This is a genomic window from Micromonospora sp. NPDC127501 (genome assembly GCF_040302185.1).
Classification (GTDB): Bacteria; Actinomycetota; Actinomycetes; order Mycobacteriales; family Micromonosporaceae; genus Micromonospora.
The window spans coordinates 17,951-32,289 of sequence record NZ_JBEORJ010000025.1 but is presented as its reverse complement, the minus strand read 5'-3'; the positions used below and the strand labels follow the sequence as shown (position 1 = coordinate 32,289).

Sequence of the window (14,339 nt, the reverse complement as noted above, 5' to 3'; positions counted from 1 at the left end):
GGTAAGAACGACGCCTACCGGTCCGTGGAGATCAGCACCCCGGACGCCGACGCCACGCAGACCGACCGGCTGCGCGCCGACATCGTCAAGACCGTTGACGACGGCCGGGCCGTGGTGGCGAACATCGCCGGTACCAGCACCGACACCGACGGCAACGCCCACTCCTACGAAGGCGGGCACTACATCAGCGTCGTCGGCTACCGCGACAACGGCAACACCGTCAAGATCGCCGACTCCGCCGATGCGAACACCGCCTCCTACTGGATCAGCGTCGAGCACCTCGCGGACTGGATCGCCACCCGCGGCTACGCCACCAGCTGACCCACACCACCCGCACACACACGCCGAAGGGCCGGACCCCACCACGGGGCCCGGCCCTTCGGCATGTCGAGGTCAGTGCTCGTTGCCCGCGCGCACCGGATCGACGGCGGGCGGCACCGAAGCCGACGACTGACCGTCGACAGCGTCGGAAGGTATTTCGGCCGCCTCCATGTCGGCGGCGCCGTCGGCCGACGCGACGCGGTGCGCGCGGCGGCGCAGCCACCAGGTGCTGCCGAGCCCGGCGAGCACCGCGAGGACCAACCCGGCCCAGGAGATGTCCTTCAGCCAGTGTTCGGCCGCCCGGCCAACGGAGTAGAGCAGGTACGTCGTGCCGAAGGCCCAGACCAACCCGCCGGCGGCGTTCGCCACCAGGAAGCGGCGGTACGGCACGTGCAGCGCCCCGGCGAGCGGCCCGGCCAGGATCCGCAGCAGTGCCACGAACCGACCGAAGAAGACCGCCCAGACGCCGTGCCGCGCGAAGCTCTGTTCGGCACGGGCGAGCTGCGCCGGGCCCAGGTGCTTGGGGAACCGTCTGCCCAGCCGGGCGAGCAGCGGACGACCGCCGCGTCGGCCGACGGCGTACCCGACGGAGTCGCCGACGATGGCGCCGAACGCCGCAGCGCTGGCCACCCACTCCGGCTCCACCACTCCGGTGGCGGCGAGCAGGGCGGAGCTGACCAGGACGATCTCGCCGGGCAGCGGGACGCCCATGCTCTCCACGCCGATCACGCCGGCGACGATCAGGTAGACCACGCCCGGAGGCAGCGCCGAGAGCCAGTGCTGAACGTCGATCACTCGGCACCCCTTCCGAATCGGCCCCGACCCTACCCCGCGATCCGACGGCACGGCGCGGTCGTGGGTCACCCGACCCGTGACGCCGGGTTGCGCAGATAGCAAGACGGACGTACGGTTTTGTTGGAAGCGGAATCGGGCGGTAAGTGTCACCTAACCTCGGCGGCACCCCGACCGGTGCGACAGACTGCTCAGGACTACTCACGGTCGCTGGTGTGAAGGAGTACGACGTGGCGAGCCTCGACACCTTCGGTGCGAAGACCCAGCTACGCGTCGGAGACGCGAGCTACGAGATTTTCAAGATCGACAAGGTGGACGGCCAGGCCCGGCTGCCGTACAGCCTGAAGATCCTGCTGGAGAACCTGCTGCGGACCGAGGACGGCGCGAACATCACCGCCGACCACATCCGCCAGCTCGGCGAGTGGGATTCCACCGCCGCCCCGAGCGTGGAGATCCAGTTCACCCCGGCGCGGGTCCTGATGCAGGACTTCACCGGCGTGCCCTGCGTGGTCGACCTGGCCACCATGCGCGAGGCCGTACGTGACCTGGGCGGCGACGCCAGCAAGGTCAACCCCCTCGCCCCGGCCGAGCTGGTCATCGACCACTCGGTCATCGCCGACCTGTTCGGCCGCGAGGACGCGTTCGCCCGCAACGTCGAGCTGGAGTACGAGCGCAACAAGGAGCGCTACCAGTTCCTGCGCTGGGGTCAGACCGCGTTCAACGAGTTCAAGGTCGTCCCGCCGGGCACCGGCATCGTGCACCAGGTCAACATCGAGTACCTGGCCCGCACCATCATGGCGCGTGCAGAATCGTCTGGAGTCATGCAGGCGTACCCGGACACGGTGGTCGGCACCGACTCGCACACCACCATGGTCAACGGCCTGGGCGTGCTGGGCTGGGGCGTCGGTGGCATCGAGGCCGAGGCCGCGATGCTCGGCCAGCCGGTCAGCATGCTGATCCCCCGGGTGGTGGGCTTCAAGCTCTCCGGTGAGATGCCGGCCGGCACCACCGCCACCGACCTGGTGCTGACCATCACCGAGATGCTGCGCAAGCACGGTGTGGTCGGCAAGTTCGTCGAGTTCTACGGCCCCGGCGTGGGCGCCGTGCCGCTGGCCAACCGGGCCACCATCGGCAACATGTCCCCGGAGTACGGCTCCACCGTGGCGATCTTCCCGATCGACGCGGAGACGATCCGCTACCTGGAGCTGACCGGCCGCGACGCGGCGCAGGTCGCGCTCGTCGAGGCGTACGCCAAGGAGCAGGGCCTCTGGCACGACCCGGACGCCGAGCCGGACTACTCCGAGCGCCTGGAGCTGGACCTCGGCTCCATCGAGCCGTCGCTCGCCGGCCCGAAGCGCCCGCAGGACCGGGTGCCGCTGGGTGCTGCGAAGACGCTGTTCCGCTCCGCGTTGACCGACTACGTGGCCGACGACTCCGTCGGGGAGCGTGACCTCAAGCCGGGTGTCCCCCGCGAGGAGCTGCCGCGCGGTGCCAACGGCCCGGCCGACGAGGCCAGCGCCGAGTCCTTCCCGGCCAGCGACCCGCCGGCCAACGAGTTCAGCGACCCGGCCGACGAGCCGCGTGACCTGGAGACCGCCGCGGTCGGCGCGGGTGGCCGGGCCAGCAACCCGGTCCGGGTCACCGGCGCGGACGGCGTCGAGTACGAGCTGGACCACGGTGCCGTGGTGATCGCCGCGATCACCTCCTGCACCAACACGTCCAACCCGCAGGTGATGATCGGTGCCGCGCTGCTGGCCCGCAACGCCGTGGAGAAGGGCCTGAGCCGCAAGCCGTGGGTGAAGACCACCCTGGCGCCCGGGTCGAAGGTCGTCATGGACTACTACGAGCGGGCCGGCCTCACCCCGTACCTGGACAAGCTCGGCTTCAACCTGGTCGGCTACGGCTGCACCACCTGCATCGGCAACTCGGGCCCGCTGCCCGAGGAGGTGTCCGCCGCGGTCAACGAGCACGACCTGTCGGTGGTCTCGGTGCTCTCGGGCAACCGGAACTTCGAGGGCCGGATCAACCCGGACGTCAAGATGAACTACCTGGCGTCGCCGCCGCTGGTGGTCGCCTACGCCCTGGCCGGCACGATGGACATCGACCTGGCCAACGAGCCGATCGGTGAGGACTCCGAGGGCAACCCGGTCTACCTGCGCGAGATCTGGCCGAACAGCGCCGAGATCCAGGACGTCATCGCCCAGGCGATCGGCGCCACCGGTTTCAGCGCCGCGTACGCCGATGTCTTCGCCGGCGACGAGCGGTGGCAGTCGCTGCCGACCCCGACCGGCGACACCTTCGCCTGGGAGAGCGACTCCACCTACGTGCGTAAGCCCCCGTACTTCGAGGGCATGCAGCAGGAGCCGAGCCCGGTCGTCGACATCTCCGCTGCCCGGGTGCTGGCCAAGCTGGGTGACTCGGTGACCACCGACCACATCTCGCCGGCCGGCGCGATCAAGGCGGACTCCCCGGCCGGCACGTACCTGGCCGAGCACGGCGTGCCGCGCCACGAGTTCAACTCGTACGGTTCCCGCCGGGGCAACCACGAGGTGATGATCCGGGGCACCTTCGCCAACATCCGGCTGCGCAACCAGCTGGTCCCGGGGGTGGAGGGCGGCTTCACCGTCAACCACCTCACCGGCGAGCAGACCTCGATCTACGACGCCTCGGTGGCCTACCAGGAGGCCGGCATCCCGCTGGTCGTGCTGGCCGGCAAGGAGTACGGCTCGGGCTCGTCGCGGGACTGGGCGGCCAAGGGCACCATGCTGCTGGGCGTCCGGGCTGTCATCGCCGAGTCGTACGAGCGGATCCACCGCTCGAACCTGATCGGGATGGGCGTTCTGCCGCTCCAGTTCCCGGTGGACGTCACCGCCGAGTCGCTCGGCCTGACCGGCACCGAGACGTTCACCATCACCGGGGTGACCGCCCTGAACGACGGTGAGACCCCGCGCACCGTGCAGGTCAGCACCGACACCGGCGTGGAGTTCGACGCCGTGGTGCGGATCGACACCCCCGGTGAGGCGGACTACTACCGGCACGGCGGCATCCTCCAGTACGTGCTGCGCCGCATGATCGCCAACTGACGTACCGACGTCACCAGGCTCCTTCCCGCCGAGGGCGGGAAGGAGCCTGGTGACGTACCGATCCTGGTGGCGTGACCGGCCGACAGCCCTCGCGGGCATCATCGGCGTACGTGACTCCGAGGACCCGGCCGGCCAGGCGTTCGCCTTCGACCCGGCGGCCTGGACCCGGTTCCTGGTGTTGGCCAAGCGCGACTGACCCCCACTGCCCTACCGGGCGAGTTCGTCGGCCCGGTCGAGCAGCGCACGGCGCTCGGCGGTTGAACCCACCGCTGCCGCCGCCTCCCGGAACAGTCCTGCCGCGCGTCTCCGGTCGCCCTGCCGGGCCACCAGATCGGCCTGCACCGCCACGGCGAGCGGATAGCCGTCCAGCCCGCCTCCGGCGCGCGCCGCGTCGAGCAGTACCAACCCGGCGACCGGCCCGTACGCGTACCCGTGCGCGACCGCACGGTTGAGCGCGATCACCGGCGAGGGGCGGAGGTCGGCGAGCGCGTCGTAGGCCCGCGCGATCGTCGGCCAGTCGGTCTCGTCGGCCGAGGCGGCGGTGGCGTGGCAGGCGGCGATCCGGGCCTGCCAGGCGTACGGCCCGTCGTGGCGTACCCGATCGAGGGCGACCAGGGCCTCGGCGATGGCGGCGCGGTCCCACCGGTCGCGGTCCTGCCGCTCCAGGGTGAGCAGGTTGCCGTCGGCGTCGCGGCGGGCGTCCCGACGGGAGTGTTGGAACAGCACCAGCGCGAGCAACGCGGCGACCTCGGACTGGTCGGGCATCAGCCGGTCGAGCAGCCGGGCCAGCCGGACCGCCTCGTCGGCGAAGGCCGGCTCGCCGTCGGCGACGTAGCCCCGGGTGAACAGCAGGTACAGCACGGCGAGGACGCCGGGCAGCCGCTCGGTCAGCGCCGGCCCGCTCGGCACCCGGTACGGGATGCCGGCCTGGGCGATGCGGGTGCGCGCCCGGGTCAACCGGCGGGTCATCGTCGACTCGCTGACCAGCAGCAGGCGCGCGATGTCAGCGGTCGGCACGCCGCAGACCGTTCGCAGCGTCAACGCCACCCGGGCCTCGATCGCGAGCGCCGGATGGCAGCAGGTGAAGATAAGACGCAGCCGGTCGTCCACCACGTCCTGCCCCACCTCGGGCTCGGGCTGCGCGTCGTCTGGCGTGAGCAACGCCAGGTCGTGCAGCTTGCGCCGCTCCACGGTGGCCCGGCGCAGCACGTCGATCGCCCGGTTGCGCGCCACCGTCATGAGCCAGCCGCCCGGGTTGGCCGGCACACCGTCGGTGGGCCAACGCTCCAGCGCGACGGTCAACGACTCCTGGGCGCAGTCCTCGGCCAACGCCCAGTCGCCGGTCACCCGGATCAGGGTCGCGACGATCCGGGGGTACGCCTCGACGCTGGCGGCCGCGACGGCCTCCGCAGCCACCGCGCCGGCCGGTGCCGAGGTGCGCACCGACCGGCGTTGCGAGGTGGACAATTCGGTCAGTCGGACAGGTCGGCGAACGGACGCAGTTCCAGTCGCCCGTGGCGGGCCATCGGGTGGGTGCGGGCCACCTCGATCGCCTCGTCCAGGTCGGCGCAGTCGAGCAGGTCGAAGCCCACGATCACCTCGGCGGTCTCCGCGAACGGCCCCTCGGAGACGAGCAGTTCACCGTCACGAACACGGACGGTGGTGGCCGCACTGGTCGGCCCCAGCACGTTGCCGCTCAGGCGGCGGCCACGAGAATCGTTCTCCGCCACCCACTTGTGGATGTCGGGAATCTCGGTGGGGTCGGTGTCCGGCTCGGTGTCGCTGCAAACGAACATCATGTACTTCATCTGGTCGCTCCCTGGTTTCTCGGGGTGTCGCCAGCATGACGATCGGCCGGCAGGGTTCCGGACACCCTCCCCCGAAAAACTTTGGTCAGTCGCCGCTGGCGGCGCGGCGGCGGGCCTCGCGGGTCTTCATGGCGTGCTCCATCAGCGTGACGAGCACCTCCTTGCTGGACTCCCGCTGCCGGGCGTCGCAGAGCAGCACTGGCACACCCGGGTCCAGGTTCAGCGCGGCCTGCACCTCGTCGAGCCGGTACTTCCGGGCGTCCTGGAAGCAGTTCACCGCCACCACGAAGGGCGTGCCCCGACCCTCGAAGTAGTCGATCGAGGGGAAGCAGTCGGCGAGCCGGCGGGTGTCGGCCAGCACCACCGCGCCGATCGCCCCCAACGCCAACTCGTCCCAAACGAACCAGAACCGGTCCTGCCCCGGCGTCCCGAACAGGTACAGCACCAGGTCGTCGCTGATGGTGATCCGGCCGAAGTCCATGGCCACGGTGGTGGTGGTCTTGCCCTCCACCCCGGACAGGTCGTCGATGCCGACCCCCGACTCCGTCAGCACCTCCTCGGTGCGCAACGGCCGGGTTTCGCTGACCGCGCCAACCATGGTCGTCTTGCCCACGCCGAAGCCGCCCGCGACCAGGATCTTGATCGCGGTGGGCAGTGGCGTCGCTCCCGCCGGCCGCTCAGAGTGCCCGTAGTCCATTGATTACCGCCTCGAAGATGCTGTTGTCGGGAAGACCGGCCGTGGTCTGCGGCTCGCGGACCTGCACCAGGCTGCGGGCCGCCAGATCACCGAGGAGCACCCGGATGGTGCCAACCGGCAGGTCGAGATGGGCGGCGATCTCGGCGACGGACTGTATGCGTTGGCACAGCCCGACGATCGCCAAATGCTCGGGACCGAGACCGACCTCGGGCGTGACCTCGGCTCGGGTCGCCGTGACCAGGGAGATCAGGTCGAATGTGCCGGTGACCGGGCGGGCCCGACCACGCGTCACGGCGTACGGACGCACCACCGGACCCGCGTGGTCATCCACCCACTGGTGATCTGCGGACTCCCCCTGGACCGTCATCGCCGCTACCTTTCGCCGACCTGCTGATCAGTGCCGCGCGACGGCGATGCGACGTACTTGCCGACGCGGGTGACCAGCATCGCCATCTCGTAGGCGATCAGGCCGACGTCGGCGTCCTCGCTGGCCAGTACCGCCAGGCAGGCGTTGCGGCCGGCAGCGGTGACGAACAGGAACGACGACTGCATCTCGATGATGGTCTGCTGCACCTGCCCACCACCGAAACGCTTGCCGGCCCCTCGGGCGAGGCTCTGGATGCCGGCCGCCATCGCTGCGAGGTGCTCGCCGTCGTCCCGGCTCAACCCCTGCGAGGAGGCCATCAAGAGGCCGTCGGTGGAGAGCGCGACCGCGTGTTCGGCCTGCTTCACCCGGCCCACCAGGTCATCCAGCAACCACGTCAGGTCGGCGCTCGAAGCCGTCTTCTGGGTCACTTCGTCGTCCTCTTCTCGCCCGGCTGTGCGCCGTTGTTCGTCTGGGGCTCGACCGTCACACCGCGCGGAAACCCGCGTCGTCGGTGCTCGGTCAGGTCGCTTGTGGATCCTCGTCGGTCGGCTCGGACGGCGTCGCCGCCGGGGCGCCGGAGGCGCCGCCGAGCAGCCGAGCCGCGTCGGTCCGCCCACGCCGGGTGCCGGTCTGGTAGGAGCTCATCATCCGGCGAACCTGCTCCGGTGGGCGCACCACATCCTCGTCGTCGGTTTCGGACACCGCCGGGTCGTCTCGCAACTCGGGAACGATGTTCGCCTGTCGGACCCGGACGGGCAGGCCGGAGTCGGTCCGCTCCGCCTCGGCGCGGGCGGGCTCCGGGCCGCCGTCGCCGGCCCGGGCCGGATCTCCGTCGGGGTTCTCCGGGCGGGTGCGGTCGACGGCGGGCAGGCCGGTGGGAACGGTCGGGGCTTCCAGGGCTGGCTGAGCCGGCCCGCGCCGGGCGCGGGTGGGCAGGTCGGGGGTGCCGGTCGCCGGGGTGGTCCGCTGTCGGGTGGGGAGAACGGCGTCCGCCTCGGCCTCCTCGTCGGTCGTCGGCGTGGTGGTGTCGGCCGGCGTCGGTGCCGCCGAGGTCACCGCCACCTCCGACGCGGTGGTCGTCGGCGCGGCGAGCGCGACCGGTGCGAGGGACGCCGGACGGCCGCTGTCCGTGGCGGGCGCCGACGGCATCGGGATGGCCGAGCCGGTCCGGAACGACCCGGAGTCCTCCGGGGAGACGTCGGCCTCGGTGACCAGCTCCAGCGGGATCAGCACGACGGCGGTGGTGCCGCCGTAGGCGGACTCCTTGAGCCGTACCCGCACGCCGTGGCGTTCGGTCAGCCGGCTCACCACGTAGAGCCCGAGGCGGGCGGCGTTGGCGAGGTTCAGCTCGGACTGGTCGACGATCCGGTGGTTCGCCGCGGCCAGGTCCTGCTCGCTCATGCCGAGGCCCCGGTCCTCGATCTCGATGGCGAACCCGTTGGAGACCAGTTGGCCGCGGACCTCGACGGTCGTGTGTGGAGGGGAGAACGACAGGCCGTTCTCGATCAGCTCGGCGAGCAGGTGGATGACGTCTCCGACCGCGCGGCCGGCGAGCGAGACCGGCCCGAGCGGCAGCACGTTGACCCGGGTGTAGTCCTCCACCTCGGCCACGGCGCCGCGCACCACGTCGACCATCGGGACGTTGCGCCGCCAGGCCCGACCGGGGGTGGAGCCGGAGAGCACGATCAGGTTTTCCGCGTTGCGCCGCATCCGGGTGGCCAGGTGGTCGACCCGGAACAGGTCCTCCAGCTCCTCCGCGTCGTGCTCGCGGCGCTCCATGGCGTCGAGCAGGGTGAGCTGGCGGTGGACGAGCGCCTGCGTACGTCGGGCCAGGCTCAGGAAGACCTCGCGGACGTTGCGACGCAGGTCGGCCTGCTCGACGGCGGTGCGCAGTGCGGTCTCCTGGACGGCGTTGAACGCCTTGCCGACCTGGCCGATCTCGTCGGTGCCGAACTCCAGTGGGGGCGCCTCGGTGGCCACGTCGACCTCCTCGCCCCGGCCGAGCCGCTCGACCACGCGGGGCAGCCGCTCGTCGGCGAGCTGCCAGGCGGCCTGCCGCAGCCGCTCCAGCTGGCGCAGCAGGTTCCTCGCGGTGGTGATCGAGACGACGACGGAGGCGATGACGGCGAGCAGACCCAGACCGGTGGCGAGCACCAGCCGGACGACGACCATCACGGCGACGCCGGTGGCCCGGTCCACGATGCCCTCACCACCGGAGAGCACGACGTCGTTCACCTCGGCCAGCGCGGGTTCAACGGTGCCGCGCCACTGCTCGGCGCCGACCGGCAGCTGGGTCGACGGCCGCCCCTCGCGGATGATGCTGTCCTGCACGGCGCGCAGTCGGGTGAACGCCTCCCCCTCGACGAGCTGCTGGTAACGGCGCTGGTCGGTGTCGGCGAGCCGGACCCGGGTCTCCTCACCGAGGAACCGCTCCGAGCCGACCAGCGCGACGTAGCGGGCATACTCGGCGCCGCTCATCCGACCGTTGCCGAAGAGGCCACTCAGCAGCGCGTCCTCCTGCGAGATCAGCTCCTTCATCCGGTTGAGCTGGATCAGGGCCGCCGCCTCGCCGGCGATCTGCTTGTCGTCCAGGCTGCCCGTCACGTCGTAGACCTGGAAGATCGACTCGATCGCGTCGGTGTACGCCTCGGCGGCGGCGATCCGGTCGATCTTGCGGTCCAGCACCTCCGCGCGGGTCCGCTCCAGGGCGTTGACCTGGGCGATCGTCATACCGAGCTGGTTGTCCAGTGCGGAGCTGCCGGCGACGTCGACCTGCCAGTTGCGCACCGAGTTGGCGAAGTCGGCGGCCAACTCCGCGGTCTTGCGGTGTTCGGCCTCGAGCGCCGTCCGCTGCGCGGCCTCGGGGTTGCTCAGGTACGCCTGGGTCAACCGCCGCTCCACCTGGAGCTCCTGCAACAGCGGCTCACTCGGCTCGTAGACCTTGCTGTTGATCAGCTGGACACCGAGCAGGTTGAAGCCGTCACGCAGGGTCACCCACGCCGCGAACATCCAGAGCGCGACGAGGGAGAGCAGCAGGGCGACAACCTTGGTGCGGATACTCGTACCGCGAGAACGCATTGAACCGTCCCAGGCCGGGCGTTGACTCAGCTCATCAACGAATGATCAGAGGGGGCGACGTCCCACCGCAGCGGGGCATCCGGGGCTGAGGCTCTGCGTACGCTAGCAGTGTCGACACAACCCCTCAAGTTGCTGTTTTTGTTGACCGGTAACCGCAATCCACCACCGATCGGTCCACGCCGGAGGCACGGATGCTGGTCAGCCGGCAGGCGGCGAGCACCGCAGCGTCAACGATGACGGTCGGACAGTACAGCTCCTTGCCATACCACAGTGGAGGGTGCTCCCGGCCGGCAGATTCGTGCAGGTAGGCGTGTCCACGCGCCACGGCGTCGTCGACCCGCGGCACCGTCGTCGGCACCGTCAGCAACACCTGGAGGGCGTACGCGGTCTCCTCGGCGGTGCCGTCCCACCGCCCCCACGAACCGTCCGCGCGCTGGCTGCTCAACACCCAGCCGGCCGCGCGATCCACCGCCTCGGCGGCGGCCGCACCCCGCCCGAACTCGGCCAGTGCCAGCACGCAGCAGGCGGTGGCGTAGTAGGGCGAGGCGTGCCACCGGTCCTGCCAGGCGCCGTCCGCGCGCTGGTGCCCGGTCAGGACCGCACTCAGCCGGTCGACCGCCCGTCGATAGCGCGCCCCCGCCTCCGGTTGCCGGGCCAGGTGCTGACCGAAGGCGTCCAGCACGTGGGCGTTGGTGGTGACCGAGAAGCCGTCCTCCCCCGGCCAGGTGCAGAAGCCGTCAGCCGTCTCGTACGCCCACAGGCTGGCCGGGTCCGCCGGACGGCCGAGCCGGGCCAACGCGTCGAGGGACACCGCGGTGGTGTCAGCGTCGGTCGGCAGGCCGTCGCCGGTGGCGATTCCCTGGCCGGCGGTGGCAGCGGTCAGGCTCTCCAGGACGGCGGCCGGCGGGTTGGTCGTGATCCCGGCCCGGTTCAGGCCGCTCAGTACCCAGGCTCGTTCGAAGACGGTGATCGGTGCCGGGCAGGGCACCGGGCCGCCTCCGTCCCGGATCAACGCCCGCAGGAAGTCGTGCGCGGCGGGGCCGGCGGCCGGGCCGGCCGCGGTCAGCCAGGCCGCGGTCGCGGCGGGTGAGGCGCCGACCGCGGTGAGCGTGGGGCCGGCGTCGGTGGGTACCGCGTCCAGGATCTCGTAGAAGTGGGCCAGCTTCGGTGGCAGCGTCGCTCCGGCGGCCACCGCGGACCGCACCGCGCGTAGCCGATCCCGGTTGAGCCCGGTGGGCAGCGGCAACGGCGGGCGGGGCAGTCGGGCGGCGGTGGCCGGCTCCAGCCCGGCGAGCCGGTCGTTGATCGTGTCGACCAGCGCCGGGACGATGAGATCCAGCGCGGGGGTGTCCGGCAGAGTCCGGGCGTCGCAGGGGAGCAGCGTGCCGACGAGCGCGCCGAGACCACGGGCCACCGGAGCGAGCAGCTCCGTCCCGGCCCTGCCGTCGGCCAGTGCCGCCAGCAGCGCGTCGGTGGCGCTCAGCGTCGGCACCAGGGCGTACCCCTCGGGTGGACCCCACGCCCCGTCCGGGCGCTGGCTGCGCAACAGGAACGCGATCCGCTGGTCGTGCCCGGTCAGCCAGGGGGCGACGGCGACCAGCCGCCCGGTCTCGTACACCGACGCGGCGACCTGCCCCCACGGCCGCAGGCCAACGCCGGCGATCAACTCGCGGGCGGCGTCGGCGACCGGGTCGGCGGTGGTCTCCGCGTCGGCGAGCACCCGGGTGGCGCCGTCACTCATCGCGCGCCCCCCAGAAGTCCGACAGTTGGTAGAAGCCGCCGGTGAAGGAGATCTGCCGGTTGAGGTAGTCCGCCTGGCGGGGGCACCGCTCGGCGAGGACGGCCAGGTCCGCCCGGGAGCGGGCGGTCAGCTCGGCCAGCCGGTCGTGCACCTGCGCCGGGTCGTCGACCAGCGAGAGGGCGTTCAGGTCACCCCACTCGGCGTCGCGCTTCTGCGTGGCGAGGTCGTTGACCAGCCGCAGTACCCGCTGTACGCCACGTCCGGCGTCCAGCAGGTCGGTCAACTGGGCGAGGGTCTTCTCGTCGCCGGTGGCGATCCAGTGGGTGATGTTGACGAAGGAGCTGCCGGAGTTGTCGGCGTTCTCCAGGTAGCGGTCCAGGTCCGGCAGGCGTCGCCCGGTGGTCGGGTCGGTCGGGAGGTTCTTCCAGTCCCACTCCCGAGCCGCGGCGGCGAGCATCCGGGCCAGCTCGTCGCGCCAGATCGGGCGCAGCCGGGCGAACGCCGGCACGGTGGCCAGCTCGTCGCGCAGGTCGGCCAGCAGCCGGGCCAGGTGTCGCCCCGGAGGGGGCACCGCGCCGTCGGCCACCGCGAGGCAGTCGGTCACCACCTGCCGGACGTCGTCCACGGACCGGGCGAGGTAGTCGACCTGCCAGTCGGCCGCGAAGACCCAGAGCACGGTACGGGTGGTGATCCGCAGTTCGGCGGCGGTGTGCCAGGGTGCGATGAAGGCGACCACGGTGGCCACCGAGCTGAGCAGCGCCGGGTCGAACGGTGCGGCGTCGAACAGCTCCGGGTGGGCGGCGGTGACGTCCTGGAGGTCGCGTACGCCGCGCACGGCGAGCGCGCACACCCGGCCCTGCTCGGCGACCGCGTCCTGACCGGCCCGCGCCGGTCGCGGGGTCTCCGTCACGATGCGACCGGACGCTCGACCGGGGTGAGGATGACCTCGGCGCGCTGCTTCGGTTGCAGCGAGGCGCCCATCCGGGGCGTGAGGTCGGCCGGCTCGCGCAGCCGGAAGCGGTAGCGGCTCAGCACGGTGCTGACGATGAGCTGCGCCTCCAGCAGGAACAGGTACTGCCCGAGGCACTGGTGCGGGCCCCCGCCGAACGGGAAGTAGGAGTAGCGGTAGCGCCGCCGGGGCAGCTCCGGCGCGAACCGCTCCGGGTCGAAGAGCGCCGGGTCGGTCCAGAACGTCGACATCCGCTGGGTGACGTACGGGCTGACCAGCACGCTGCCGCCCGCCTTGATCCGCACTCCGCCCAGCACGTCGTCGTCGACCGCGGTGCGCGGGATCATCCAGCCGGCCGGGTAGAGCCGCAGCATCTCGTCGAGCACCATCCGGCCGTAGCGCAGCTGGGGCAGGTGCTCGCGGCCGACCCGTTCGGCACCGACCACCCGCTCGATCTCGTCGGTCATCCGCTCGGCCACGTCGGGCCGGGACGCCAGGACCGGCCAGAGCCAGGAGAGCAGGGCGATGGTGGTCTCGGTGGCGGTGGAGAACATCGCGACCACGTCGCCGCGGATCGCGTACTCGTCGGGTTCGCTGCCGTCGGCGCGCGGCCGGCAGAGCGTGGAGATGATGTCGTCGCCGTCGGTGGGGTGGGCCCGAGCCTCCCGGATGATCGGCAGCACCACCTCGTCGATGGCGCGCACCGCGTCGCGGAAGCGCCGGTCGCCGGGCATCGGCACCGCGTACGGCACGGCGGGCATCAGCAGCCGGGGGAGCATCGCGGTGGTGAGGGTGTTCAGCGCGGCGCTGATCCGTAGGGCATCGGGGACCGAGATCCGGTCGGCGAAGAGCACCCGCATGGTGGTGCGCAGGACGATCTGGGTCAGCTCGGCACCGCCGTCGATCGGGCGCCCGGCGAGGGCCGGTTCGAGCCACTCGTCGACCGCCTCGTTGATCGCCTCGGCCATCTTGTCGACGAGCGTCTCGGCGCGCTTGGCGGTGAACAACGGTTGCAGCGCGCCTCGGCTGGACTCCCAGATCTCACCCTCGGCGACCAGGATGGCGTCACCGACGATTCGACGTACGGGTCGCCAGAGCAGCCCGTCGCCGTCCCGGGTGTAGTTGGCAACGTTGTCCCGCAGGACGCGTTGCAGGTGCTCAGGATGGCTGACCAGATAGGGGCGGAACGAGCCGAGGTTGAGCCGGACGACGTCACCGTCGGCGTCCTGGGCGAAGTCGACGAGCGCGCCCAGCGGATCGCGGACCAGTGCCGGCAGAGCGCGTCGTAACGGGATTGTCCGGGGTTCGGTACTGACAGTGGCGGGGCGCGCCTCGGACACCTGCGACATCGAACCACGTCTCCTCGTCGTCCCGCCGACCGCAGCGGTCCACTTCGGTCGGGCAGGTTGATGAAACTTTCACCTTCTGGGCCGACGGAAGCATCTCACCAATCGAGGGGCACCTCCAGACTTGCGGACGGCGCAATTTCCATCTAAGAGCAGG

General features: G+C 71.4%; 13 protein-coding genes. 3 read left to right on the top strand and 10 right to left on the bottom strand.

All coding sequences use genetic code 11. The features are described from left to right. Nucleotides 1–321, top strand: a 321-nt coding sequence (locus ABTW72_RS32470) for a C39 family peptidase (RefSeq protein ID WP_350865650.1), incomplete at its 5' end; no start/stop codon positions are given. A gap of 72 nt (nucleotides 322–393) precedes the next feature. On the opposite strand, the gene ABTW72_RS32465 is transcribed toward ABTW72_RS32470, so the two are convergent. Beyond that, complete coding sequence (locus ABTW72_RS32465) at nucleotides 394–1,116, bottom strand: DedA family protein (RefSeq protein WP_350865647.1); 723 nt, start codon at nucleotides 1,114–1,116, stop codon at nucleotides 394–396. Nucleotides 1,117–1,328: 212 nt separating this feature from the next. Here ABTW72_RS32465 and ABTW72_RS32460 point away from each other — a divergent pair, with 212 nt between their 5' ends. Both ABTW72_RS32460 and ABTW72_RS32455 read left to right on the top strand, forming a co-directional pair. After that, nucleotides 1,329–4,196: an aconitate hydratase gene (locus tag ABTW72_RS32460; RefSeq protein ID WP_350865644.1), complete on the top strand. Its 2,868-nt coding sequence runs from the start codon at nucleotides 1,329–1,331 to the stop codon at nucleotides 4,194–4,196. A gap of 49 nt (nucleotides 4,197–4,245) precedes the next feature. Further along, on the top strand, nucleotides 4,246–4,392 hold the full coding sequence (locus ABTW72_RS32455; protein WP_350865642.1) for a DUF397 domain-containing protein: 147 nt from the start codon (nucleotides 4,246–4,248) through the stop codon (nucleotides 4,390–4,392). A gap of 11 nt (nucleotides 4,393–4,403) precedes the next feature. Here the strand turns inward: ABTW72_RS32455 and ABTW72_RS32450 are convergent, their stop codons facing one another. The 9 genes from ABTW72_RS32450 to ABTW72_RS32410 form a co-directional block, all read right to left on the bottom strand. After that, the gene (locus ABTW72_RS32450) at nucleotides 4,404–5,639 is read right to left on the bottom strand and encodes an RNA polymerase sigma factor (RefSeq protein ID WP_350865639.1); all 1,236 of its coding nucleotides are present in this window, start codon (nucleotides 5,637–5,639) and stop codon (nucleotides 4,404–4,406) included. A gap of 29 nt (nucleotides 5,640–5,668) precedes the next feature. Continuing rightward, nucleotides 5,669–6,004 (bottom strand): YciI family protein, encoded by a 336-nt coding sequence (locus ABTW72_RS32445; RefSeq protein WP_350865636.1) that lies wholly within the window; start codon nucleotides 6,002–6,004, stop codon nucleotides 5,669–5,671. A gap of 85 nt (nucleotides 6,005–6,089) precedes the next feature. Further along, a complete protein-coding gene (locus tag ABTW72_RS32440; RefSeq protein WP_350865633.1) occupies nucleotides 6,090–6,701 on the bottom strand; it encodes a GTP-binding protein in 612 nt (203 codons plus the stop codon). Next, entirely contained in the window at nucleotides 6,682–7,068 is a 387-nt protein-coding gene (locus ABTW72_RS32435; RefSeq protein WP_030337267.1) for a DUF742 domain-containing protein, read from the bottom strand. Before ABTW72_RS32435 ends, ABTW72_RS32440 begins: the two co-directional genes overlap by 20 nt. Before the next feature lie 5 nt (nucleotides 7,069–7,073). Next, nucleotides 7,074–7,496, bottom strand: a complete 423-nt coding sequence (locus ABTW72_RS32430; RefSeq protein WP_091403761.1) for a roadblock/LC7 domain-containing protein — start codon at nucleotides 7,494–7,496, stop codon at nucleotides 7,074–7,076. Nucleotides 7,497–7,587: 91 nt separating this feature from the next. Beyond that, the gene (locus ABTW72_RS32425) at nucleotides 7,588–10,146 is read right to left on the bottom strand and encodes a sensor histidine kinase (RefSeq protein ID WP_350865630.1); all 2,559 of its coding nucleotides are present in this window, start codon (nucleotides 10,144–10,146) and stop codon (nucleotides 7,588–7,590) included. 124 nt (nucleotides 10,147–10,270) lie between these two features. After that, nucleotides 10,271–11,887 (bottom strand): prenyltransferase/squalene oxidase repeat-containing protein, encoded by a 1,617-nt coding sequence (locus ABTW72_RS32420; RefSeq protein ID WP_350865627.1) that lies wholly within the window; start codon nucleotides 11,885–11,887, stop codon nucleotides 10,271–10,273. Continuing rightward, the gene (locus tag ABTW72_RS32415; protein WP_350865624.1) at nucleotides 11,880–12,797 is read right to left on the bottom strand and encodes a terpene synthase family protein; all 918 of its coding nucleotides are present in this window, start codon (nucleotides 12,795–12,797) and stop codon (nucleotides 11,880–11,882) included. Before ABTW72_RS32415 ends, ABTW72_RS32420 begins: the two co-directional genes overlap by 8 nt. Beyond that, a complete protein-coding gene (locus tag ABTW72_RS32410; protein WP_350865656.1) occupies nucleotides 12,794–14,131 on the bottom strand; it encodes a cytochrome P450 in 1,338 nt (445 codons plus the stop codon). The genes ABTW72_RS32415 and ABTW72_RS32410 overlap by 4 nt, the downstream gene beginning before the upstream one ends. Nucleotides 14,132–14,339: the final 208 nt, after the last annotated feature.